Source organism: Kribbella sp. CA-245084, assembly GCF_050942355.1.
GTDB lineage: Bacteria > Actinomycetota > Actinomycetes > Propionibacteriales > Kribbellaceae > Kribbella.
Window position 1 is genome coordinate 6698265 of the sequence record NZ_CP192053.1, and the last position, 22328, is coordinate 6720592.

Sequence of the window (22328 nt, forward strand, 5' to 3'; positions counted from 1 at the left end):
ATCATGCGTGTCCAAGGCCGATAGGGCATCGAGTGATACCTTTCGGGAATCATGTTCTCGCTCGATCAACTGAGCGCCTTCGTCGCCGTCGCCGAGGAACTGCACTTCGGCCGGGCCGCGGAACGGCTGAACATGACTCAGCCGCCGCTGAGTCGGCAGGTGCAGAAGCTCGAACGCGCCGTCGGGGCGCGACTGCTCGAGCGCGACAACCGCAAGGTCGAGCTCACCGAGGCCGGCCAGGCGTTCCTGGTCGAAGCTCGCCGGCTCCTTGCGCTGGTCGAGACCGCGGGTGATCTCGCGCGACGGGTCGACCAAGGCGCGGCGGGGACGCTGCGGCTCGGCTTCACCGCGACTTCGGCGATCCGTACGCTCGGTCCGCTCCTGCGCCGCATGTCCGAGGAACTGCCGGACGTCGACGTGATCCTGCACGAGCGGGTGACGCCCGCTCAGCTCGACGGCCTGCTGCGTGGCGAGCTCGATCTCGGTCTGGGGCGACCGCCGTTCGACACCGACCTACTGGACTCGCGAGTGGTATACCGCGAGCCGCTGTGTGCTGTTGTCCCCGGCAACCATCGGCTGGCGGCGCTTGGGCGACCGTTGGCTGCGGGCGACTTCGCCGGCGAGCAGGTGATCAGCTATTCGCCGACGCAGGCCCGATACTTCCACGAGCTGACGGTCCGGTTCCTCGCCGAGTCGCATCCGCGGATCGAACAGCGGGTGCAGCAGATCCTCACGGTGATCCTGCTGGTCGCGGCCGGCCGTGGCGTCGCGCTCGTACCCGCATCAGCCCGCAGCCTCGGCGTGGAGGGCGTTGCGTACCTCGACCTCGACCTCGATGGCACCGGCGCCGTCGACCCGGTCGAGCTGCACGCGATCTGGCGGCGGGACGCGACCAGTCCGGTCCTGCGACGGGTGCTCACGATGCTCCCAGAGCATCACTAGATCCAAAATCGATCTTGGACAGGTATCCACGACTCTTCATACGCTGAAGAGCGTGACCGACAATTCCCCCCGCTACTCCCCCAGCGAACTCGCCGCGCAGCTGAAGACCGGGCTGCTCTCGTTCCCCGTGACGCATTTCCACCCGGATCTGAGCTTCAACGAGGCCGCGTACCGCGAGCACCTGTCCTGGCTGAGCCAGTACGACGTCGCGGGTCTGTTCGCCGCGGGCGGCACCGGCGAGGGCTTCTCGCTGACGACAGCCGAGATCGACACCGTCATACGAGCGGCTGTATCCGAGGTGAACGGGCGGGTCCCGGTGATCGCGCCGGCGACCGGCGGTACGGCGACTGCGATCGCGGGAGCGCAGGCCGCCGAGGCCGCGGGGGCAGACGGGATCCTGCTGCTGCCGCCGTACCTGACCGAGGCGGGGCAGGGCGGTCTGATCGAGCACGTGTCGGCGGTATGCCAAAGCACGAGCCTCGGCGTGACCGTGTACAGCCGGGCGAACGCGATCCTCAACGACGTGTCGGTCGCTCAGCTCGCCGAGCGGAATCCGAACCTGGTCTGCCTCAAGGACGGCGTCGGCAACATCGAGATGATGACGCGGACGTACGCGCGGGTGGGTGAGCGTCTCACGTACATCGGCGGTCTGCCGACGGCCGAGACGTTCGCGCTGCCGCTGCTGCAGCTCGGGTACAGCACGTACTCGTCGGCGATCTTCAACTTCGTTCCCGAGTTCGCGCTCGGCTTCTACGCGGACGTGGTCGCGCAGGACCGTACTTCGGTATACCAAAAGCTCAACGAGTTCGTGCTGCCGTACTTGGACATCCGCGACCGGACGAAGGGGTACGCCGTTTCGATCGTGAAGGCCGGCGTGAACGCGATTGGTCGGTCGGCGGGGCCGGTGCGACCGCCGTTGCAGGATCTGACCGATGACGAGCTCGCACAGCTGACCGAGTTGATCGGGAAGGTCAAATGACTCCGACCGTTGTGTCCGTCGAGGTCGTGCCGGTCGCCGGCCACGACAGCATGCTGCTCAACCTGAGCGGCGCGCACGGGCCGTTCTTCACGCGCAACGTGGTGATCGTGACCGACAGCTCAGGCAACACGGGCCTGGGCGAGGTACCGGGCGGGGAGAAGATCGCGTCCACCATCCGCGACGCGGCGCCCCGCCTGGTCGGTCACCAGCTCAGCCAGCATCGGAGCTTGCTCCGCTCCATCTCCACCACCTTCGCGGGCCGGGACAGCGGGGGCCGCGGGCTCCAGACATTCGACCTGCGCACGACGGTTCATGCGGTGACAGGGCTCGAGTCGGCTCTGCTCGATCTCCTCGGCCAGCATCTTGGTATACCAATCGCCGAGCTGCTGGGTGACGGTCAGCAACGCAGCGCGGTACCAGTGCTGGGGTACTTGTTCTACGTCGGGGATGCAGCACAAACAGATCTGCCATATGTGACCGAGGGCGGCGACGACACGTGGTCGCAGCTGAGGCGTCGGCCGGCGGTCACCCAAGAGGATGTCGTTGCCCTGGCAGAGGCTGCTCAGGAGCGGTACGGGTTTGCGGACTTCAAGTTGAAGGGCGGCGCGTTCGAGGCGCAGGTCGAGATCGACGCGGTGCGCGCGTTGCACGAACGGTTCCCGGCGGCACGGATCACGGTTGACCCGAACGGCGCGTGGTCGGTGCGCGAAGCTATCGCAGTCTGCGCGGGACTGAACGACGTACTCGCGTATGTCGAAGACCCGTGCGGTGCTGAGCCCGGGTTCTCCGGGCGGGAGACGATGGCCGAGTTCAAGCGGTATACCGGACTGCGGACGGCGACCAACATGATCGCGACCGACTGGCGCGAACTGGCGCACGCGATCCGGATGGACGCGGTCGACATCCCGCTGGCCGACCCGCACTTCTGGACGATGGCCGGATCGGTGCGGGTCGCGCAGCTCTGCGACGACTTCGGGTTGACCTGGGGTTCGCACTCGAACAACCACTTCGACATCTCGCTCGCGATGTTCACGCAGGTCGGCGCCGCGGCACCCGGCGACATCACCGCGCTCGACACGCACTGGATCTGGCAGGACGGTCAGGCCCTCACCAAGGAGCCGTTGCAGATCGTCGGCGGCGAGATCGCCGTACCCACGCGCCCCGGTCTCGGCGTCGAGCTCGACCGCGACGCGTTGGACGCCGCGCACGAGCTCTACCTCCAGCACGGGCTCGGCGCACGCAACGACGCGATCGCTATGCAGTACCTGATCAACGACTGGACCTTCGACCCGAAACGGCCCTGCATGGTGCGCTAGTGTCGCCAGGATGAGGGTCTTCTTGTCAACGGACATGGAGGGTACGGCGGGCGTCGTCGACTGGAGTCAGTGTCGCGGGCCGGGCCAGGAGTACGAGTACTACCGGGGTCAGCTCCAGGCGGAGGTCAACGCCGCGATCGACGGCGCGATGGCCGCGGGCGGTACGGAGTTCCTGGTCAACGACTCGCACTCGACCATGCAGAACCTGCGTCCCGACGAGCTGCACGGTCGCGCGAGCTACCTGTCCGGGAAGCACAAGCCGCTCTACATGATGGAGGGGCTCGACGATTCGTACGACGCGGCGTTCTTCGTCTCGTACCACGGGTCGGCCGGGTCGACGGGTTCCGTACTGCACCACACGTACAACCCGCGCGCGATCGCCGAAGTACGCTTGAACGGCTCGATCACCGGCGAGGCCGGCATCAACGCGCTGGTGGCGCTCGCGCACGGCGTTCCCGTCGTACTGATCTCGGGCGACCGGGTGACGATCGACGAGGCGCAGCCGTTCTGCCCGGATATCGAGTCGGTCGTCGTCAAGGACTCGATCTCGCACAACGCCGCCAAATCGGTGCATCCGGAGCTCGCCCGCGAGCTGATCCACGACGGCGCCCGGCGCGCGCTGGCGCGGCTGAGCGACATCAGGCCGCCGAGCATCACGCTGCCGGCCGAGCTGACCGTCCGGTTCCACAGCCGGGCGTTCGCCGAGCTGGCCTGCGCACTGCGGAACGTCGAACGCCGCGAGGACAAGGTTGTTGCTCTGCGCAACGATGATCCGCTGCAGCTGTACAAGACCTTCATCGCCACGGTGCTGCTGAGCCGCGGAGTGAGTGAGTAACCGGGCGTTCAACTGCCGTTGCGCAGGATAGGTTTTGATCGCAGCTGTCGTCTCGACCGAGGAGCCCGCAATGCGTTGGCAGAAGTCGCTTGCCGCAGCAGTTGTCCTGACCGCTCTCACCACGACGCTGACCGCGTCGGCGATGCCGGCCGAACACGATGGTAGCGGCGGCGCGTGCTCGCCGGACGCGAACTTCCTCGGGTTCAGCGACGCGCTGGACAAGACGACGTTCGACGGACAGCCGGTCGCAGGCCTGTCCGCACTCAACGTCACCGGGCTGCACAGCGCGCTCGCGCTGGTCGACAACGTCGGGACCACGCCGGCGCGGGTGTTCAACCTCAAGGTCAACAGCAAGCCGACCTCGGTCCGCGTCGACGGAATGACGATCCTCAAGCGCCCGGACGGTACGCCGTACAACGGTGGCGACTTCGACGGTGAGGGCCTCGTCGTCGAGCGCGGCGACCGCACCATCCTCGCGACCTCGGAGCGTGAGCCGTCGATCCGCCGCTTCCGGCTGTCGGACGGCAAGGAGATCGCGTCACTCCCGGTCCCGAGCCGGTTCCAGGTCGCGCCGGCCGGCGAGGCGACCAGCAACGCGACGTTCGAGTCGCTCGCGGTCAGCCGCGACGGGCTGTCGCTGTTCGCCGGCATGGAGGGCCCACTCGCGCCGGACGGCACCGACGCGAACAACCGCACCCGGAACCGCATCATCCGGTACGCCGGTCTGCCCGGACACGCCTACCGGCCGATCGCGCAGTACGCCTACAAGCCGGACCCGGGCCTCGCGCTGGTCGAGCTTGCGTGGGTGAGCCCGACGGAGCTGGTCTCGATGGAGCGGACGTTCACCGCGGGCGTCGGGAACACGATCCGCGTGTTCACCGTGTCGCTGCGCCGCGCGACCGACGTGACCAAGGTGGCGTCGCTGGCGGATGCGCCGGAGAAGGTCTTCCTGCAGAAGAAGCAGCTGTTCGACCTGGTGAACTGCCCGCCGTCCGGCGCGGTCGCCAAGCAGCCGCAGCCGAACCCGCTGCTGGACAACGTCGAGGCGCTCGCGCTGGGCGGATACCTGCCGGGCGGGCGGCGCCAGCTGTACCTGATGTCCGACGACAACAACGGCGCCACCCAGATCACCCGCTTCTACTCGCTGGCGGTCAACCTCCACTGACCGAGGCGGATCCCCAGGCCATCACAATGCGCTGAAACACGCGTGCCACCGAAGAGCAAGCGCACGATTCGGTGATTGTGATGGCCTGGGCATCCGGCCCGCGTACCTGCGCCACTCACCAACCGCCGCGACGCAGCTCACGCCACGCTCGACAGCACGGCTGAGCGGCGGTTCACCGCAGGTTGGTGAGTGGTGGAGGTCCGCCTCCCCTCCGCACAGGGTGGTGGCGTGATCGCGCTTGGCGGGTGACAATCTGTGAATGCGCGTGATCGTGGTCGGGGCGGGCGTGATCGGGCTGAGCTGTGCCATCCGGCTCGCCGAGGGCGGGTACGACGTGGCGGTGTTCGCCCGGGACCTGCCGTTGGAGACGACGTCGTCCGTGGCGGCCGCGATCTGGTACCCGTACCTGTCGGCGCCCGAGGACCGGGTGGCCGGCTGGTCGCGGGCGTCGTACGAGGAGTTCGCGAAGCTGGCGGAGATCGAGCCGTCGGTGCAGCTGCGGCACGGGCGCGAGTTCCTGACCGACCGTACGCCGGATCCGCGGTGGGCCGACGTACTGCCCGATCTCACCCGGGTGGGGTCGCCGCCGGAGGGGTTCGTGGACGGATGGTCGTTCACGGCGCCGGTGATCGACATGCCGGCGTACCTGCCGGCGTTGGTGAAGCGACTCGAGCAGGCCGGCGGGACACTGACGCGGGCGGCGCTGTCCGCGTTGCCGACCGGGGCCGATCTGGTCGTCAACTGCACCGGTCTCGGTGCGCGGCTGACTGCGGGCGATCCGACGGTGACGCCGGTCCGCGGTCAGGTGATGACGGTCGAGCCGTGCGGGCTGACCGAGTGGCTGCTCGCGGATCGGTCGCCGACCGAGCTGACGTACGTCGTACCGCGTGAGCACGATGTGGTCGTTGGCGGGACCAGTCAGCCGGGCGACTGGACTCTGGCCGTGGATCCTGCGACCAGCTCGGCGATTCTGGAGCGCGCCGCGGAGCTCGTTCCTCAGCTGCGCAAGGCGAAGATCATCCGGCAGCGGGTTGGCCTGCGTCCTGCTCGGCCGACGATCCGGTGCGAGCTCGTGCGTACTCGGCCCGGCGAGCCGGTGATCCACTGCTACGGGCACGGTGGGTCTGGCGTGACGCTGTCGTGGGGTTGCGCGGACGAGGTCTTCGAACTTGTCCAAGGGCTCTGACGGTTTGGTCATCCTTGACGGTGGTCTGTCGAACGCTCTCGAGGACCGCGGGCACGACCTGTCCGACGCGCTGTGGTCCGCGCGGCTGCTGAGGGACGATCCGGCGGAGATCGCGGCGGTTCATCGCGCGTACTACGAAGCCGGGGCGATGGTCGCGACGACGGCGAGCTACCAGGCGAGCGTGGTCGGGTTCGAACGGGCCGGCGTCGGGCGAGCCGAGGCGGAGCGGCTGATCGCGAGCAGCGTGCGGATCGCGCGGGAGGTACGCGATGAGTTCCCGGGGCGGCTGGTCGCCGCGTCCGTCGGTCCTTACGGCGCCATGCTCGCGGACGGCTCGGAGTACCGCGGGAGGTACGGCGTGACCTCGTCTGCGCTGCGGGACTTCCACGCCCCGCGGTTGGAGCTGCTGATGAACGCAGGCCCCGACCTGCTAGCCATCGAAACAATCCCCGACACCCAGGAAGCCGAGGTCCTGGTCGGGTTGCTGTCCGAGCTGAACTTTCCCGCCTGGTTCTCGTACTCGATCCACAGCGGAGCGACGAGAGCGGGCCAACCGCTCGACGAAGCGTTCGCCATCCCAGCCATCGACCAAGTGGTTGCCATAGGCATCAACTGCTGCACGCCGACCGATGTGCTGCCCGCCGTCCGTACCGCGGTAGCCGTTACCGGCAAGCCCGCCATCGCCTACCCCAACCGAGGCGAGTCGTGGGACCCGGTCGCACGAGGCTGGGTCGGCGACAGCACAGCCCCAGCGACCTTCGCCCGCGACTGGGCCGCAGCCGGAGCAACCTACATCGGCGGCTGCTGCCGCGTCGGCCCAGACGACATCCGCGAACTACACGCCAAGTACTTGGCAGAGGAGGTCTAGGGATCCGGGGTAGGCGTGGTCAGGTGGGGTGCCGTAGCCGACGATGACTGCTTGGCGGGTGGCGGGGGTTGGGTTGAAGTGGTACGTGGAGAGGCTGGCTAGGCCGAGGCCTTGGCGGGCGGCTCGGGTGACCATGTCTTCGGCGTCGCCGGGTACGTCGAGGAGGACGTGGAGACCGGCGGAGATGCCCGCAACCTGGACGTTGGGGGCGCGGACGGCGAGAAGCTCCACCAGACGGTCGCGGCGGCGGCGGTAGTGCAGGCGGGAGCGGCGTACATGGCGGTCATAGTGGCCGGAGGCAATGAATTCGGCGAGGGTCAACTGCTCGAGCGTCGCGGTCTGGTAGTCCGCGGTGCGCTTCGCGGCGACGACCGGCTCGAGCAGGCGTTGCGGCAGGACCATCCACGCCAGTCGCAGGCCCGGCGCGAGGCTCTTGCTCGCCGTACCCGTGTAGACAACCCGCTCCGGATCGAGCGCCTGCAGCGCCCCCACCGACTGCCTGTCGTACCGGAACTCGCCGTCATAATCGTCCTCGATCAGCACCGCCCCGGTCTCCCGCGCCCACTCGACAGCAGCGGTACGACGCTCCGGCGCAAGCGGCACGCCCGTCGGCATCTGGTGCGCCGGCGTCAGCAACACGCCCTGCCCGGCGAGCTGAGACGTCTGCGCGCCCAGCTCGTCCACCGGCACGGCCACCGCGGAGAGCCCACGCGCCCGAATCACATCCCGATGCAGCCCGTACCCGAACTCCTCGACCGCGATCGTCGTACCGCCCATGTTCTTGATCGCCTCGCCCAGCAGACTCACCGCCTGCACGTACCCCGAGCAGATCAGCATCCGGTCCGGATCCGCCCGTACGCCGCGAGCCCGCGCGAGATAGTCCGCGAGCACCCGCCGCAGCTCGATCCGGCCGCGCGGATCGCCCATCCCGAACGCCTCGTTCGGCGCCGAGGTCAACGCCTTCCGAGCCGCCGCCAGCCACTCCGTTCGCGGGAACGTCGCCACATCCGGCGACCCGGGCCTCAGGTCATACCGAAATGACCGCTCTTCCGGCAGCACAACAGTCGGCATCGACGGTACGGCGGCACGGCTCGCGACCACGGTCCCGGACCCCTGACGGGCAGTCAGCCAGCCTTCGGCAACAAGCTGCCCATACGCGTCCGCGACCGTGTTCCGCGCGATCCCGAGATCCTTCGCCAGCGACCGCGACGACGGCAACCGCGTCCCGGCCGGCAACCGCCCCGTCCGGATCGACTCGTTCAAGGCATGCACGAGCTCATTGCGCCCCCGCGCCGCAGCCAGATCCAGATGCAGATCCGCCCCGGCGGCGCCGGCATCACTCCCCCGCTCCCCCGAGGTCTCCATGAGACCGGACCTTACCGAATCACTAGAAGTCAGCTGATGGTGATCGCGACCTTCCCGCGGACCTCGCCCGCGATGAGGTGCCGCATGGCGTCCGGCGCCTGGTCCAGCAGGTACGTCCGGTCCAGGGTCGGTACGACGGTTCCTGCCTCGATGAGGTTGGTGAGCTGCTCGAGGTCCGTGCCACTCTCGTTGCTGATGAAGAACGGGAAGCGCTGTCGGATGAACAACGACAGGATCAGGCCGCGGAACTGCCGATTCATCCCACCGGTCGGGCCGTGCCCGTCCTCGCCGCCGGTGATGACAACCGTCCCGGTGGGTGTCAGCACCCGGCGCAGCCGGGACAACGTGGGATTGCCCGCGATGTCGATGATGACGTCGTAGCGATCCGGACCGTCGGCGAAGTCCTCGTTGGTGTAGTCGATGACGTGGTCGGCGCCGAGCGAACGCACCAGGTCGAGCTTGGGCTTGCTCGCCACGCCGGTGACCTCTGCCCCCAAGGTTTTGGCCAGCTGTACGGCGTAGCTGCCGACGCCGCCGGACGCCCCGGTAATCAGCACGTGCTGGCCCGTCTTGACCCTTGCTGCGGTCAACGCCTGCAGAGCAGTGCGCCCGGAGATCGGGACCACGGCCGCCTGCTCGAACGACAGCCCCTTCGGCTTGCGGGACAGCTTGTCCGCGCGGCCCACGGCGTACTCCGCGAACGAGCCGGGCGCAACGCCGTACACCTCGTCTCCGACTGCGAACGTCGTCACCGCCGAGCCGACGGCTGCCACGATCCCCGCGACATCTCGTCCGAGAACGGGATTCCGCGGACGACGGAGCCCGATGGCAGCGCGCACGGCGAACGGCGTACCCGTCATCAGGTGCCACGTGCCGCGATCGAGGCCGGCTGCCCGGACCTCGACCAGAACCTTGTCGGCGCCCGGCTCGGGCCTGTCGATCTCCGCCTGGCGGAGTACGTCTACCGAGCCGTAGCCGTCTTGAACGATCGCTCGCATCTCATCATCCCCCTGGTTTCGTACTAAGTACGAATGACCATAACGTACTAAGTACGAAACTGCTAGAGTCCGAGCATGGAATCCGCCGAGGCACAGCCGAGCGAACGCCGACGACTCAGCCGAGAGCGGGTACTGCGGGCCGCGGTCGAGGTGGCCGACGCGGGCGGGCTCAACGGCCTCACGATCCGCTCGCTCGCCCGCGCGCTGGACGCGAAGCCGATGTCGGTCTACTACCACGTGGCCAACAAGGACGAGATCCTCGACAGCATCGTCGACTTCGTCTTCAGCGAGATCGAGCTGCCGTCGGCCGACGGCGACTGGCGGGTCGAGCTGCGCCGGCGGGCGACCTCGGCGCGGAACGTCCTGCGACGGCACCGCTGGGCGATCGGGTTGATGGAATCGCGAACGACCCCCGGCCCGGCGACGTTGCAGCATCATGACGCGGTCATCGCGACCCTTCGCGCGGCCGGCTTCTCGCAGGCGCTGACCGCTCACGCGTACGCGCTGATCGACAGCTACACGTACGGCTTCGCGCTCCAGGAGGCCGGGCTGCCCTTCGAAGGTCCCGAGACGGTGGGGGATGTCGCCGTACCGATCATGGAGCAGTTTGCCGCTGGCAACTATCCCCATCTGGTCGCGATGGCCACCGACTACTACCTCAAGCCCGGCTACGACTTCGGTGACGAGTTCGACTTCGGACTCGAGCTGATCCTCGACGGACTCGCCCGATTGCTCACCTCGACCGGCTGAAGTGGCCCCCGGATTCTCCACGGAAGTGGACCACGCGTCTGGGCCGATTCGGACCTAGGTTGAAGACATGAGCACATCGACGACGCGGCGAGTGAAGCTCGCCAACCTGGCACCCGACTTCTACAAGGCCCTGATCGAGCTGGACAAGGTGTCCGACACCGGGCTGGACCCGAAGCTGGCGCACCTGGTCCGGATCCGGGCCTCGCAGATCAACGGCTGCGCATACTGCACCGACATGCACTCGCTCGACCTGATGGAGTTCGGCGCGGAGCAGCAGCAGCGGATCACGCTGCTCCCGGTCTGGCGGGAGGCGCAGAAGTACTACACCGAGCAGGAGAAGGCCGCGCTGCAGCTGACCGAGGCGATCACGCTGATCAGCGTCGACCACGTGCCCGACGACGTGTACGAGATCGCGGCCGCGGCCTTCGACGAGAAGGACCTGGCGCAGCTGATCGCACTGATCATCACGATCAACATGTGGACCCGGGTCGGAGTGACCGGGAAAATGGAGCCCGGCCACTACAAGCCGTGAGGTCGTACCCCCTATGACACAGACTGCAGAGTTGTTCAGAGCACTGCACCACGGCGGCACTCCCCTCATCCTCCCGAACGCCTGGGATCCGGTGAGCGCCCGACTGATCGCCGAGGCCGGCTTCCCCGCTGTTGCGACCAGCAGCGGGGCGGTCGCCCGCGTCCTCGGGTACGACGACGGGCAGCTGACCCCACCGGCGACGATGTTCAGCGCGGTCGCCAAGATCGTCCGCGCGGTCGACGTACCTGTCACGGCGGACATGGAGGCCGGGTACGGGCTGCCGGCGAAGGAGTTCGCGGAGAGGTTGCTCGAGACCGGCGCGGTCGGTTGCAACCTGGAGGACTCGCTCGACGGCGGGCTTGTCGAGGCGGCGAAGCAGGCCGACTACCTGGCCGAAGTCCGCGCCGCCGCGGGGGCTGAGCTGGTGATCAACGCGCGGGTGGACACGTTCGTCCGGCCGGTTGACGATCCGGTCGCCGAAGCGGTACGCCGCGGTCGTGAGTACCGTCGCGCCGGTGTCGACTGCGTCTATCCGATCCTCGCGCCGGTATACCAATTGGCTGAGGTGGTCGAGGGCGTTGGCGGACCGATCAACGCGCACGCTTCGCCGGGTGGGCCTACTCCTTCCGAGCTTGCGGCGGTGGGTGCGACGCGGATCTCCTACGGGACGAGCGTGCATGCGTACCTGATGACCAAGCTGCAGGAGCTACTGCCGACTTTGGGCTAGCCCTCGAGCGTGCGTGGTAGACCGAAGTACGACGCGACCGTGGTTTCGAAGTGGACGATCTCGTGGATCCGGTCGCCGGCGATGCCGATCACGACCACCCCGATCAGGTGGAGGCCGCCGGTGACCGGATCACGGATGTACTCGCCCCAGGCCGGCTGACCGTTCGCGCCGACCGGCACCATCGCCGCGATCAGCCGCCGGTGCGCAACGAGTGCGGTGAAGAATCGGTGCGCGGCCTCGGTGCCGTGGTACTCGAACGGCAGCGGCGGCATCCGCACCCACGCGTCGCTGGTCATCAGCGCGACCAGCGCATCGACGTCCTGCGCGGTGAACGCCTCGACGAACCGGTCGGCCAACTCCCGCTCCTCTGCCCCGCCCGCAGTTGATGGTCGATCGGCCGAGTCCATCGTCGACCGAGCGCGAGCAAGCGCGCTGTTGACCGCGGCCTCAGTCAGACCGAGCAGCTCCGCGGTCTCGCTGGCTCGATAGCCCAGTACGTCGCGCAGCAACAACACCGCGCGCTGATTCGGCGGGAGCAGCTGTACTGCGGTGACGAAGGCGAGCGAGATCGCCTCGCGCGACTCGTATCGCGCCTCCGGGCCGGGCAGCTGGTCTGGTATGCCATCCAGGAGGACATCGGGATAGGGCTGCAGCCACAGCACTTCGCCCGAGCGGTACGGCTCCGGCGCCGGGACCGGGAGCGGTGCCGTCGGCAACGGTCGGCGCGACGACGACCGGAGTACGTTCAGGCATCGGTTGGTTGCGATGCGGTAGAGCCAGGTGCGGACGGACGACCGGCCCTCGAATCCGCTCAGGCCGATCCATGCCGAGAGCAACGTTTCCTGCAGTGCGTCCTCGGCGTCCTGCAACGATCCGAGCATGCGGTAGCAGTGCAGTTGGAGCTCCCGGCGATGCGGCTCGACCAGCGCCGCGAATGCCTCCCGGTCACCTTCCCGCGCACGCTGGAGCAGGTCGTCCGGCATGAGTTACCTCCGTCGCCAATCTTTCTAGCACTGAAATCCTCGCGCTGGTTGTGACACCGGCGCCGGCCTGAACTGATCGGTCGCGGAGCGAGCAGTTCCGGTCGTCGGTGCTGTCTGTCTCCTGTGCAAGCACTGTGACGACCGAACGGAGACAACATCATGTCGATCGAGAACCGCACTGTCCTGATCACCGGCGCCAATCGAGGCATCGGACGTGCCCTGGTCGAGGAAGCCCTGCGCCGCGGCGCCAAGCGCGTGTACGCCGGAACGCGGGTCGCGCTCACCCATCCGGATGAACGGGTGACGTACCTGAGCCTGGACGTGACCGACCAGGCCCAGATCGAGGCGGCGGCGAAGAGCGTCGAATCGCTCGATGTCCTGGTCAACAACGCCGGTCTGGCGGCGTACGACAACCTCTCGGACCGCGCCCTGCTGGAGCAGCACCTGGCCGTCAATCTCTTCGGGCCGCATGCCATGACGTCGGCGTTCCTGCCGCAGCTCGTCGAGTCGAAGGGCGCGATCGTCAACGTGTTGTCGGTGGCGGCGCTCGCGTCGCTGCCGATGATCCCGGCGTACTCGATCTCGAAGGCGGCGGCGTTCTCGCTCACGCAGTCGCAGCGTGCGTTGCTCGCGCCGCACGGTGTGCGGGTGCATGCCGTGCTGACCGGGCCGACGGATACCGAGATGTCGCGGGATCTCGACGTACCGAAGGCGTCACCGGAGTCGGTCGCTCGGGCGATCTTCGACGGGGTCGCGGCCGGGGACGAGGAGATCTTCCCGGATCCGTTGTCGGCGATGCTGGCTCCGAGCTGGGCGGGCGGCTCGGTGAAGGCTCTTGAGCGTCAGAATGCGGCGCTCATCGGCCGAGCAGCACTGCTGGGCTGAGCAGCACTGATTGGCTGAGCAGCACTGATTGGCTGAGCGGCACTCATCGGCTGAGCGGCGCTCATTGGCTGAGCGGTGCTCCTCAGTTGAGTAGGCGCAGGGCGTAGACGAGGGCCCAGTCCTGGTCGTTCGCGAGGGGGTCGGCGATGTGCGCGGGCTGGCCGTTGACGCAGCTCGGGTAGACGAATGCGCAGGTCGCCGATCCGTCCGCGTTGAAGCTGACCAGGTTCGCGCGGAGGATCGCGTCTTCGGCCCGGTCGAGCCAATCGGCCTGTTCGGGCGTGACGAGTTCGCGCGGCCAGGCGGCGTACACGACCGCGCTCAGCGCCGACCAGTAGTGCGGGAAGACGTCGCCCCACAGCCGCAGCCGGCCGAACCAGTAGCCGTCCCAGTGCCGGATCGGAACATGCCGCAGCCGTACGTCGGGTTGGTCTGCGGCGAACGCGGTCAGCCAGGGTAGGCGGCGGGTCAGCTCGGCGCCGTCGATCTCGTCCGGCGCGATTTGGTATGCCGAAACGAGCAGCTCGAGGAGCGGGGCAACCATCGACTGCTCGTAGTTGACCTCGTGCGGCGGCAGCTCGTCGCCGTACCCGATGAAGGTTTTGGTATGCCGGATCAGGTGCTCGTGGAGGCCGAGCTCGCTGAGGAGCGGGCCGAGGTCGAACGCGAGGAAGTGGTCGCCGCCGAGTTCGTAGTACCGGTTGAGGATGCAGGTGGCGCCGGCGCGGTCGCCCTGGCCGAGCAGGAAGCGCGCGAACCACGGGAAGTTGTAGAGACGTACGGCGCTCTGGTGGACGCTGTCGTCCTGGATCGTGCCGGCGTCATCGAGTAGGTACTCGCGGACGAACTGCTCGTACCCGTTGAGCGCCTCGTCCAACTCGGCGAGGTCGCCCCAACCGCGGTCGCGAACCTCCTGCAGGAGCAGGGCCATCCCGACTCGTTCGCGCGCGTCCGACCAGTCCCGCCAGGCGCTCGAGAGCACGGTAAGGCCGCTGTCGTTGTCGTACGGCACGAAGGCGTACTTGCGGCTGCCTTCCAGCTCGGGGCGGCGTTGGTGGTCGAGGATGAAGCGGACGCGCCGCTCGGCCAGCTGCTGGAGTGGTTCGTGGAAGAGGACGGCGATCCGGGACCTGCCGTCGGGTGATTCGACGTACTGCAGGCCGGGCTCGGTGGCGGTGAGCTCGCGGCCGTCGTGGAGCTGGATCGGCTCGGAGATCTCGGCTGCCAGGCGGTCTGCTCCGATGAGTGGTCGACGATCCGCGTGGAAGGCGGGCAGATCGGTATACCAACCGAGCTGCCAGGTCCACCGGTACGAGGCGCCGGGCTCGAGCGTGATGGCCGGCTGGCCTCCCATCGCGTGGGGTGCGCGGGCGTGGTCGGTGACGTGAAGGTAGATGTGCCCGCGGATGTTGCTGCTCGTGCCGGGCTCGCGGGACTCGACGGAGTACGCCCAGAGCTCGCCTTCCTTCAGCTGCAGGCCGAGACCCGGTCCGTTGCCGTCCATCGGCACCGCCCAGACCCACGCGTCCGCGCCGCCGGTCCAGACGTGCGCGTGGACGGCGCCCGTGAGGCTCTCGCGGCTGGAGGTGTAGACGTCGCGGTACGGCGTACTGATCGCGAGGGAGCCGATCTCGATGGACTCAGTGCTCGTGTTGCGGAGCTCGTACGTCTCGGTCCAGTGCTCGCCGAACCGGCGGCCGACGCGGAGCTCCAGCTCGCCGAACTGGTACATCAGGTCGATGCCGCTGCTCCGCCACCGGGTGAACGCGGGGTTGTCGAAACGGTATGCCGCACGATTCGTGATCACGAATCCCTTGCCCCAGGCATGCAGACTGTCGTGCACGACCCCGTCGTCCAGCAGCACTCGCCGACCGTCCGGGTGCAGCACCTGCACGACCGCCCCGTCGTCGCCGACCCGGACCTCGCCCTGGCCGTGACTCAGACTCTCGCTCTGACCGAATCCGAAACTTTCCACGATTCGCCAACCTATCGATGTCGAGAACCGTTCTGCGGCTCCGTCCCCCTGATGAGAACACGCTCACGCGAAAGGTTGACTCCAGTGAACAAGCAGCAGATCGCCGAGATCCTCGCCAGGCCGTACGCCCAGCAGCTCCTCAACGGCCCCGAGCCGGCGCGTTTCGCGTACGACGGCCTGGACGGCGACCCGCGCGTCATCCCGATCGGCTTCTGGGTCGAGGGCGAGCAACTCCTGATCGCCACGGTGCCCAAGTCCGCCAAGGTCGCGGCGCTCCGCAAGAACCCGAAGGTCGCGCTGACGATCGACACCGGCGCGTTCCCGCCCAAGGCCCTGCTGATCCGCGGCACCGCCTCGCTGGAGCTGGTCCCGGGCGTCCCGGAGGGCTACCTGACAGCCGGCCACAAGGTGATGACCGACGAGCAGTACCCGGACTGGGCCGCCGGCGTCCAGAGCCTGTACGACGAGATGGTCGTCATCACGATCACGCCGACCTGGGCCAAGCTGCTCGACTTCGAGACCACGATCCCGAAGGCCGTCGAGGACCTGATCAAGGAGAAGAGCGCCGGCTGATCACGGCCCGAGCCGGGCCCGGTCGGACCCTGTCAGACATTGTCGGTGGAGTACGGCATGCTTGGGCAATGGTATACCAAACCCAGGAGACGTCGATGAGCGACAGTCGGGAGTCCGAGACCGAGCGGGTCACGCGGCAGCTGCGGGACGAGATCCTCGACGGCGTCCGACCACCCGGTGAGCGGTTGGTCGAGCGAGAACTGGCGACCGCACTCGATGTTAGCCGAGTGCCTGTCCGCGAGGCGCTGAAGGTGCTGGTGAGCGAAGGACTGGTGACGCCGCGACCGCGGTCCTGGTCGGTCGTGCGCACGTTCACCGATTCCGACATCGCCGATCTGACCGAGGTGCGGACCGCATTCGAGCCGCTGACGTTCCGGCTGGCGGCCGAGCGGCGCACCCGCGAAGGGCTCGATCGGCTCAGAAAGACTTTGGACGAACAGCTTGTGGCTGCACGCGCGAAGGACGCCGTGGTCGCCCGGCGGAAGGCAGCCGACTTCCACGAGATCGTCACCGAACTGGCCTCGAACGAGCTCCTGATCGAGATCGAGCGCCCGCTGCGCAGCCGGATGCGCTGGCTGCTGACTCAGCACGACGACCTGATCGCGGTCGCCGGTCAGCACCTGGAGCTGTACAGGGCGATCGCGAACCGCGATGTCGACCAAGCCGAGCGGCTGGCGAGCGACCACCTGGCCCAGTCGCAGGTCCTGTTCCGGTTCAGCCGCGGCATGGATTGACGGTCGGCCGGGCGCTGGCACGGCCGTCGGCCGTGGGGTCAATTTGGTATACCATTCTTGTCATGACCCCCTTTCTGCTTGCTGACGTGCGCCCGTGGGGCGGTGACCCGGTCGACCTCGTGATCGCCGATGGTGTGATCACGGACATCACTCCGAGCGGACACCGGGCGGCGGCAGAGCAGCAGCAGCAGATCGTCGACGGTCGCGGTCTTCTCGCGCTCCCGGGCTTCGTCAACGCGCACGCTCACGTGGACAAGAGCTGGTGGGGCCAGCCATGGGTCTCGTACGGCGGCGAGCCGACGACCCAGGGGCGGATCGCCCACGAGCGTGCCGAGCGCGGCAAGTACGGGATCCCGAGCGTCGCGGGCGCCACCGCAGTACTGCGTGAGTTCTTGCGGCACGGGACGACGGCCACCCGCACGCACGTCGACGTCGACCTCGGCGTCGGGCTGCAGGGGATCGCGAACGTGCTCGAGGCGGCCGACGCGCTCGGCGGCGCGGTCGAGGTGGAGATCGTCGCGTTCCCCCAGGACGGCGTACTGCGGCGTCCCGGCGTACTCGAGCTGCTGGACAAGGCCGCGGCCGAGGGCGCCACCAGCATCGGCGGACTAGACCCGGCGTCGATCGACCGCGACCCGGTCGGCCAACTCGACGCGTTGTTCGAGATCGCGGCGCGGCGTGAGGTCGGGATCGACATCCATCTGCACGACCGCGGCGACCTCGGCGCGTTCCAGTACGAGCTGATCATCGAGCGCACCCGGCAGGCCGGGCTCAGCGGCAAGGTCAACGTGTCCCACGGCTTCGCCCTCGGCGAGCTGGCCCCGGCGCGACGGGCCGAAATGGTAGACCAACTCGGCGAGGCCGGGATCTCGTGGACGACGGTCGCGCCGATCAACTCGGCGCCGCTGCCCTGGCGCGAGATGCGTACGGCGGGCGTCGCGATCGGCCTCGGCACCGACGGCATCCGCGATCTGTGGTCGCCGTACGGCGATGGCGACCTGTTGCAGGTTGCTCGCCAGTTCGCGCGGCTGCACGGGCTGCGCGCCGACGAGGACCTCACGTACGCGATCGAGCTCGCGACGACGTACGGCGCCTCGTTCGTCCATCGCGAGAACTACGGGCTCACGCCGGGAGCTCGCGCTGACGTCGTCCTGCTCGATGCCGAGAACGTGCCGGATGTGCTCGTTCGTGCGCCGCGTCGTGAGCTGGTCGTCGCCGGCGGGCAGGTCGTCGTACGCGACGGCGAACTCCAGGTGTGAGTACCAACTCTGTCGTCGAGCGGACGCTTGGCTCGCTGCGGGACAACCGCGCGTTTCGCCTGTTCTGGTTCTCGAATCTGTTCTTCTTCGGTGGCGTGTGGACGCAAACGCTCGTGCTCGGCTGGCTCGCATATCAGACCACGCACTCCGACTTTCTCGTCGCGGTGTTCACGGCCGTGCGGCTGGCTCCCTTGCTGCTCGGGCCGTTCGCGGGGGCGTTCGCGGATCGGCACAACCGGGTCCGGCTGCTGATCATCGCGGCCTCGTGGGCGCTCGTCGCGGTCAGTGCCGTTGCCACGCTGGCGTCGCTCGGGCGGGCGACGTACTGGGTGCTGGTGCTCGGCGGGTTCGCGATCGGGCTCGCGCAGTCCCCATCGCAACCGGCGCGCGCCTCGCTCGTGCTCGACCTGGTCGGGCGTCAGAACCTCAGCAACGCGAACGCGCTCAACTCGATGGCGCTGAACATGACGCAGGTGATCGGGCCGGCGATCGGCGGGCTGATGATCACCGGGCTCGGTGCGCCGGCCGCGCTGTGGGTCTCGACATTTTGGTATGCCATTTCTCTGGTCACGCTGCTGCCGTTGCGGCGGTACGTCCAGGTGGTCGGTGGGCACACCGAATCGGCGGTCCGGATGGTGACGAGCGGCCTGCGCGAGATCGCCCGGAACCGGCTCGCCGCCACCGTTCTCCTCATCACCCTGGCCGCGAACACTCTGCTGTGGCCGGTCGCGCAGGGCTTCATACCGGTCTTCGCGCAAGAGTCACTCGGCCTCGACGCTGCCGGCCTCGGCTGGCTCCTCACCTGCGCCGGCGTCGGAGGTCTGGCCGGCTCGCTGGTGATCGCTTGGCTGGGCGACTTCCGCTTCAAGGGCGGCCTGTTCGTTGTCGGCACGGCGGTGTGGGGCACGCTCTGGGGCATGTTCGGTCTGTCCCACAGCGTGATCGCCTCGTTCGTCCTGATGGCCGCGATCGGTGTGATGAGCGCGGCGTTCGGCGTACTGCAAACCACTCTGCTCCTGATGACGACGCCCGAATCCCTTCACGGCCGCGCGCTGGGCGTCCAGGAGCTTGCCATCGGCATCATGCCTGCGGCGTCCCTGGTGCTCGGCGCCTTCGCCGAGCGCTACGGCGTCGACATCACCACGTTCGTCAGCGCCGTCCTGCTTGTCGTTACGGTCGCTGCCCTCGGCATCTGGACGCCGCGACTCCTCCGCTACGGCGGCGACCACAGGGGCGACCACAGCACCAAGGACAGCACCGAACGCACTACCGTGACTCCGTGAGCTTCCTCTGAAGGAGGGCTGATGGCGGTAAGGGTTCGGCGGGTCTACGACCCGGTGGAGGACGACGGCGGGCAGCGGGTGCTCGTCGATCGGCTGTGGCCGCGCGGGCTCAGCCGATCGAAGGCGCGGATCGACGACTGGTGCAAGGACGTTGCCCCGTCGACAGAACTGCGCGAGTGGTACGGACACGACCCGACCCGGTACGACGAGTTCGCGAGCCGGTATCGCACCGAGCTCGACGATCCCGTCCGCGCTGCCGCTCTCAGCCAGCTACGCGAGCTAGCTGAGAACGGCACCCTGACACTCCTCACCGCAACGAAGGACTTCGCAATCAGCCAGGCAGCCGTCCTCGCCGAACTCCTCGACTCCTGAGAAAAGCAGATCAGCCGCGCAGTACGACGCTGGACTCCGACGTCAGGGCGAGGAAGGTCAGCGACTCCTGCAGGTACAGCTCGACGGTGTCGGCGTCGTGGGACAGGTAGCCGATCGACAGGTCCTGGCCGAGATGCAGCTCGTAGTCACCACCGCGCGTCGACACCAGCAGGGCGCCTTCGAGAGCCGGCGCCCAGATGATCTCGCCGTCGCCGACGAGCCGGGCGAGGTGATCGCGGATCGGGTAGCCGTGGTCCGTCGTCTCGGCGACCGCGGTGTACAGGTCGGCGGACAGCAACAAGCTGTACGGCCCGTCCACCCCGGCCAGTCGCAGGACGCTGAGAGCTTGGGCCACCGAGTCGGGCAGATCCTTCGCGTCGGACGGCAGCGCGAGTACGGCGTTCGAGCTGCTCGGCGCGAGACCCTCGATCCCGGCGGCGCCGGAGCCGTGGAAGACCAGGTGGTCCTCGGCGTACGCGATCTGCTTCGCGGCGTCCTTGACCGGCTGCCAGTCGGAGTCCTTCGCGCCGCGCTCCACGTCGTCGACGGCCGCCCGGGTGACAGTGAACGGGACACGCAGCTCGATGACCGGCTGGGACAGCCGCCGGTGCGCGATCACGCCGTCGCCCGGCGCCTCGACCGTCTCGAGATGGCCGGTGCCGACCGAGGACAGCTCGGGTCCGGACGGGCCGACCAGGTCGACCACCCGGCGCCCGGCGATGTCGCGGGTGAAGGTACGGCGAGCCTCCTCCTCGATCTCGCCCCAGGCGGCGTCCGAGACCGGGGCCAGCTCGCGGTGCAGGTTGTTCGTCATGTGCGACTCCTTCTGAGGCTGCCGATACCCAGCGACCCGTCCGCGGTATTCGTTGCGGGCGTGGCCGGAGTGGATGCGGGAGTAGTGGGTGCAGGCGACGGGTCTTCGAGGAACTCCGCGGTCGGCACGAAGAACAGACTGCCGGTGACCGCGGTCGAGAAGTCAAGGATCCGATCGTGGTTCCCGGGCGGCTCACCGACGAACATCCGGTGCAGCATCCGCTCGATCACGTCCGGCGTGGCGGCGTACCCGATGAAATACGTGCCGAACTCGGCCGCCCCGGGCGAGCCGAAGGCCATGTTCTCGCGGACGATCTGCCGCTCGGTGCCGTCCGGGTCCACGATTGTGGTGGCCGCGACGTGCGAGTTGGCCGGCTTGTCGGCGTCGGACAGCTCGAAGTCGCTGATCTTCTCCCGGCCGATCACGCGCTCCTGCTCGGCGACCGGCAGCGCCTGCCAGGCGTCGAGGTCGTGCAGATACTTCTGTACGACGACATAGCTGCCGCCGGCGTACGCCGGGTCCTCGTCGCCGACCGTGATCGCGGCGACCGCCTTGGATCCGGTCGGGTTCTCGGTGCCGTCGACGAAGCCGAGCAGGTCGCGCTCATCGAAGTACTTGAAGCCCTGTACCTCGTCGAGCACCTTCACGTGCCCGGCCAGCCGGGCCATCACCTGGCGGGCGAGCTCGAAACACAGGTCGAGGCGGCGAGCGCGGAAGTGGAACAGCAGGTCGCCGTGCGTCGCCGGCGCGCTGTGCTTCGCGCCGGACAACGCCCGGAAGGGATGCAGCTCGCGCGGAGCCGGCGCACGGTACAGCCGGCTCCACGCGGATGCGCCGATCCCGACGATGCAGCTCAACTGGTCGTCCGGCGCGCGGAACCCGACGGCACGCGTGAGCCCGGCGACGTCCTCCAGCAGGGCCCGCGCGGTGTCCTCGGATCCGGGACGTACGGCGAGCACCAGGAAGACCGCCGCCTTCGCGGGCTCACGCAGTACCTCCTGAATCAGGACCACCACTTCCCGCTGCTGGACAGCGCGTCCGCGGTCTGATGCGTGGTGTCCAGCGCGTCGAGGTCGGCCACCGCGGCGTCGTCCAGCTCGAAGTCGAAGACGTTGAAGTTCTCGACGATCCGGTCCTGGTGGACGGACTTCGGGATGACCGAGAGCCCCTTCTGGATCGCCCAGCGGATCAGGACCTGCGCCGGGGTGTGGCCGGTGGACTCCGCGATCCGGGCGAGGGCCGGGCCGTCGAGGTGGCGGCCGGTGCCGAGCGGGCTGTAGGCCTGCGAGACAACACCGGCCCCTTCACCGGCGGCGACCAGCGCGGCGCGGTACTCGAACGGGCTGAACTGGATCTGGTTCACGGCGGGCTGGATGTTGGCGACCTTCGAGAGCTGCTGGATCTCGTCGGCGCCGAAGTTCGAGATGCCGATGCCCTTGGTCAGACCGGCCTCGACCGCAGCCTCCATGCCCGGCCACGCCCAGGTCGGCCCGCCCTGCGGCCAGTGGATCAAGTACAGGTCGAGGTACTCCGTGCCGAGCCGCTCGAGGCTCTTCTCCGCCTCGACCCGCGCATCCTTGCCGCCCGGGTAGAACTTCGTCGTCAGGAAGATCTCTTCCCGCGGTACGCCGCTCTCGCGGATCGCCTTCCCGACGCTGGCCTCGTTCCCGTACGCCTGAGCCGTGTCGATCAGCCGGTAACCGGCCTCGAGCGCCCAGGTGACAGCGCGCTCAGTCTGCGCACCGTCGTCAACCTGCCAGACCCCCAACCCAAACATCGGGATCTCA

At 68.2% G+C, this 22328-nt stretch carries 23 protein-coding genes; 16 read left to right on the forward strand and 7 right to left on the reverse strand.

Annotated elements, in window-relative coordinates; translation table 11 throughout:
* Positions 1–51 precede the first annotated feature (51 nt).
* The 7 genes from ACQPYH_RS31830 to mmuM all read left to right on the forward strand — a co-directional run bounded on the left by ACQPYH_RS31830 (position 52) and on the right by mmuM (position 7291).
* The gene (locus ACQPYH_RS31830) at positions 52–942 is read left to right on the forward strand and encodes a LysR substrate-binding domain-containing protein (RefSeq protein WP_432878857.1); all 891 of its coding nucleotides are present in this window, start codon (positions 52–54) and stop codon (positions 940–942) included.
* Between the two features lie 52 nt (positions 943–994).
* Positions 995–1921, forward strand: a complete 927-nt coding sequence (gene kdgD / locus ACQPYH_RS31835) for a 5-dehydro-4-deoxyglucarate dehydratase (RefSeq protein WP_432878860.1) — start codon at positions 995–997, stop codon at positions 1919–1921.
* Complete coding sequence (locus ACQPYH_RS31840) at positions 1918–3237, forward strand: enolase C-terminal domain-like protein (protein WP_432878863.1); 1320 nt, start codon at positions 1918–1920, stop codon at positions 3235–3237. Before kdgD ends, ACQPYH_RS31840 begins: the two co-directional genes overlap by 4 nt.
* Positions 3238–3247: 10 nt before the next feature.
* Positions 3248–4072: a M55 family metallopeptidase gene (locus ACQPYH_RS31845; RefSeq protein WP_432878866.1), complete on the forward strand. Its 825-nt coding sequence runs from the start codon at positions 3248–3250 to the stop codon at positions 4070–4072.
* 70 nt (positions 4073–4142) lie between these two features.
* Positions 4143–5237: an esterase-like activity of phytase family protein gene (locus ACQPYH_RS31850; protein WP_432878869.1), complete on the forward strand. Its 1095-nt coding sequence runs from the start codon at positions 4143–4145 to the stop codon at positions 5235–5237.
* A 259-nt stretch (positions 5238–5496) separates the two neighbouring features.
* A complete protein-coding gene (locus ACQPYH_RS31855) occupies positions 5497–6423 on the forward strand; it encodes an FAD-dependent oxidoreductase (protein ID WP_432878872.1) in 927 nt (308 codons plus the stop codon).
* Entirely contained in the window at positions 6407–7291 is an 885-nt protein-coding gene (gene mmuM, locus ACQPYH_RS31860) for a homocysteine S-methyltransferase (protein WP_432878874.1), read from the forward strand. Before ACQPYH_RS31855 ends, mmuM begins: the two co-directional genes overlap by 17 nt.
* On the opposite strand, the gene ACQPYH_RS31865 is transcribed toward mmuM, so the two are convergent.
* Positions 7259–8656, reverse strand: a complete 1398-nt coding sequence (locus ACQPYH_RS31865) for a PLP-dependent aminotransferase family protein (protein WP_432878876.1) — start codon at positions 8654–8656, stop codon at positions 7259–7261. The genes mmuM and ACQPYH_RS31865 overlap by 33 nt on opposite strands.
* A 29-nt stretch (positions 8657–8685) precedes the next feature.
* Positions 8686–9654, reverse strand: coding sequence for an NAD(P)-dependent alcohol dehydrogenase (locus tag ACQPYH_RS31870; protein ID WP_432878879.1), 969 nt, complete (start codon positions 9652–9654; stop codon positions 8686–8688).
* A gap of 75 nt (positions 9655–9729) precedes the next feature.
* Between ACQPYH_RS31870 and ACQPYH_RS31875 the strand changes: the two genes are divergently transcribed.
* The 3 genes from ACQPYH_RS31875 to ACQPYH_RS31885 all read left to right on the forward strand — a co-directional run bounded on the left by ACQPYH_RS31875 (position 9730) and on the right by ACQPYH_RS31885 (position 11663).
* Complete coding sequence (locus ACQPYH_RS31875; protein WP_432878882.1) at positions 9730–10404, forward strand: TetR/AcrR family transcriptional regulator C-terminal domain-containing protein; 675 nt, start codon at positions 9730–9732, stop codon at positions 10402–10404.
* Positions 10405–10471: 67 nt separating this feature from the next.
* Entirely contained in the window at positions 10472–10936 is a 465-nt protein-coding gene (locus ACQPYH_RS31880) for a carboxymuconolactone decarboxylase family protein (RefSeq protein WP_432878885.1), read from the forward strand.
* Between the two features lie 13 nt (positions 10937–10949).
* The gene (locus tag ACQPYH_RS31885; RefSeq protein WP_432878887.1) at positions 10950–11663 is read left to right on the forward strand and encodes an isocitrate lyase/PEP mutase family protein; all 714 of its coding nucleotides are present in this window, start codon (positions 10950–10952) and stop codon (positions 11661–11663) included.
* On the opposite strand, the gene ACQPYH_RS31890 is transcribed toward ACQPYH_RS31885, so the two are convergent.
* Positions 11660–12646: a sigma-70 family RNA polymerase sigma factor gene (locus tag ACQPYH_RS31890; RefSeq protein WP_432878889.1), complete on the reverse strand. Its 987-nt coding sequence runs from the start codon at positions 12644–12646 to the stop codon at positions 11660–11662. The genes ACQPYH_RS31885 and ACQPYH_RS31890 overlap by 4 nt on opposite strands.
* 159 nt (positions 12647–12805) lie before the next feature.
* On the opposite strand from ACQPYH_RS31890, the gene ACQPYH_RS31895 reads away from it, so the two are divergent.
* Complete coding sequence (locus ACQPYH_RS31895; RefSeq protein ID WP_432878892.1) at positions 12806–13531, forward strand: SDR family NAD(P)-dependent oxidoreductase; 726 nt, start codon at positions 12806–12808, stop codon at positions 13529–13531.
* An 82-nt stretch (positions 13532–13613) separates the two neighbouring features.
* Here the strand turns inward: ACQPYH_RS31895 and ACQPYH_RS31900 are convergent, their stop codons facing one another.
* A complete protein-coding gene (locus tag ACQPYH_RS31900; protein ID WP_432878895.1) occupies positions 13614–15506 on the reverse strand; it encodes a hypothetical protein in 1893 nt (630 codons plus the stop codon).
* 84 nt (positions 15507–15590) lie between these two features.
* On the opposite strand from ACQPYH_RS31900, the gene ACQPYH_RS31905 reads away from it, so the two are divergent.
* From ACQPYH_RS31905 to ACQPYH_RS31925, 5 genes are all read left to right on the forward strand, one after another.
* A complete protein-coding gene (locus ACQPYH_RS31905) occupies positions 15591–16079 on the forward strand; it encodes a pyridoxamine 5'-phosphate oxidase family protein (RefSeq protein WP_432878897.1) in 489 nt (162 codons plus the stop codon).
* Between the two features lie 95 nt (positions 16080–16174).
* Positions 16175–16813 (forward strand): GntR family transcriptional regulator, encoded by a 639-nt coding sequence (locus tag ACQPYH_RS31910; RefSeq protein ID WP_130448716.1) that lies wholly within the window; start codon positions 16175–16177, stop codon positions 16811–16813.
* Positions 16814–16875: 62 nt separating this feature from the next.
* Positions 16876–18072, forward strand: a complete 1197-nt coding sequence (locus tag ACQPYH_RS31915; RefSeq protein ID WP_432878913.1) for an amidohydrolase — start codon at positions 16876–16878, stop codon at positions 18070–18072.
* On the forward strand, positions 18069–19355 hold the full coding sequence (locus ACQPYH_RS31920; RefSeq protein ID WP_432878917.1) for an MFS transporter: 1287 nt from the start codon (positions 18069–18071) through the stop codon (positions 19353–19355). The genes ACQPYH_RS31915 and ACQPYH_RS31920 overlap by 4 nt, the downstream gene beginning before the upstream one ends.
* Before the next feature lie 21 nt (positions 19356–19376).
* Positions 19377–19727: a DUF488 domain-containing protein gene (locus ACQPYH_RS31925; protein WP_432878919.1), complete on the forward strand. Its 351-nt coding sequence runs from the start codon at positions 19377–19379 to the stop codon at positions 19725–19727.
* Between the two features lie 10 nt (positions 19728–19737).
* On the opposite strand, the gene ACQPYH_RS31930 is transcribed toward ACQPYH_RS31925, so the two are convergent.
* The 3 genes from ACQPYH_RS31930 to ACQPYH_RS31940 are packed head-to-tail and all read right to left on the reverse strand — an operon-like array spanning position 19738 to position 22318.
* Positions 19738–20541 (reverse strand): family 1 encapsulin nanocompartment shell protein, encoded by an 804-nt coding sequence (locus tag ACQPYH_RS31930; RefSeq protein ID WP_432878922.1) that lies wholly within the window; start codon positions 20539–20541, stop codon positions 19738–19740.
* Positions 20538–21557 carry a Dyp-type peroxidase gene (locus ACQPYH_RS31935; RefSeq protein ID WP_432878923.1) on the reverse strand — a complete coding sequence of 340 codons (1020 nt, stop codon included), beginning with the start codon at positions 21555–21557 and terminating at the stop codon, positions 20538–20540. The genes ACQPYH_RS31930 and ACQPYH_RS31935 overlap by 4 nt, the downstream gene beginning before the upstream one ends.
* Positions 21545–22318: an aldo/keto reductase gene (locus ACQPYH_RS31940; protein ID WP_432878924.1), complete on the reverse strand. Its 774-nt coding sequence runs from the start codon at positions 22316–22318 to the stop codon at positions 21545–21547. Before ACQPYH_RS31940 ends, ACQPYH_RS31935 begins: the two co-directional genes overlap by 13 nt.
* Between the last annotated feature and the right edge of the window lie 10 nt (positions 22319–22328).

Bases quoted from the DNA above. Each gene is read 5' to 3' on its own strand.
- ACQPYH_RS31875 (WP_432878882.1), top strand. From the start codon at position 9,730: ATGGAATCCGCCGAGGCACAGCCGAGCGAACGCCGACGACTCAGCCGA.
- ACQPYH_RS31940 (WP_432878924.1), bottom strand. From the start codon at position 22,318: ATGTTTGGGTTGGGGGTCTGGCAGGTTGACGACGGTGCGCAGACTGAG.
- ACQPYH_RS31915 (WP_432878913.1), top strand. From the start codon at position 16,876: ATGACCCCCTTTCTGCTTGCTGACGTGCGCCCGTGGGGCGGTGACCCG.
- ACQPYH_RS31895 (WP_432878892.1), top strand. From the start codon at position 12,806: ATGTCGATCGAGAACCGCACTGTCCTGATCACCGGCGCCAATCGAGGC.
- ACQPYH_RS31855 (WP_432878872.1), top strand. From the start codon at position 5,497: ATGCGCGTGATCGTGGTCGGGGCGGGCGTGATCGGGCTGAGCTGTGCC.
- ACQPYH_RS31840 (WP_432878863.1), top strand. From the start codon at position 1,918: ATGACTCCGACCGTTGTGTCCGTCGAGGTCGTGCCGGTCGCCGGCCAC.
- ACQPYH_RS31870 (WP_432878879.1), bottom strand. From the start codon at position 9,654: ATGCGAGCGATCGTTCAAGACGGCTACGGCTCGGTAGACGTACTCCGC.
- ACQPYH_RS31885 (WP_432878887.1), top strand. From the start codon at position 10,950: ATGACACAGACTGCAGAGTTGTTCAGAGCACTGCACCACGGCGGCACT.
- ACQPYH_RS31850 (WP_432878869.1), top strand. From the start codon at position 4,143: ATGCGTTGGCAGAAGTCGCTTGCCGCAGCAGTTGTCCTGACCGCTCTC.
- ACQPYH_RS31865 (WP_432878876.1), bottom strand. From the start codon at position 8,656: ATGGAGACCTCGGGGGAGCGGGGGAGTGATGCCGGCGCCGCCGGGGCG.
- ACQPYH_RS31925 (WP_432878919.1), top strand. From the start codon at position 19,377: ATGGCGGTAAGGGTTCGGCGGGTCTACGACCCGGTGGAGGACGACGGC.
- ACQPYH_RS31880 (WP_432878885.1), top strand. From the start codon at position 10,472: ATGAGCACATCGACGACGCGGCGAGTGAAGCTCGCCAACCTGGCACCC.
- ACQPYH_RS31830 (WP_432878857.1), top strand. From the start codon at position 52: ATGTTCTCGCTCGATCAACTGAGCGCCTTCGTCGCCGTCGCCGAGGAA.
- ACQPYH_RS31910 (WP_130448716.1), top strand. From the start codon at position 16,175: ATGAGCGACAGTCGGGAGTCCGAGACCGAGCGGGTCACGCGGCAGCTG.
- ACQPYH_RS31845 (WP_432878866.1), top strand. From the start codon at position 3,248: ATGAGGGTCTTCTTGTCAACGGACATGGAGGGTACGGCGGGCGTCGTC.
- ACQPYH_RS31890 (WP_432878889.1), bottom strand. From the start codon at position 12,646: ATGCCGGACGACCTGCTCCAGCGTGCGCGGGAAGGTGACCGGGAGGCA.
- ACQPYH_RS31930 (WP_432878922.1), bottom strand. From the start codon at position 20,541: ATGACGAACAACCTGCACCGCGAGCTGGCCCCGGTCTCGGACGCCGCC.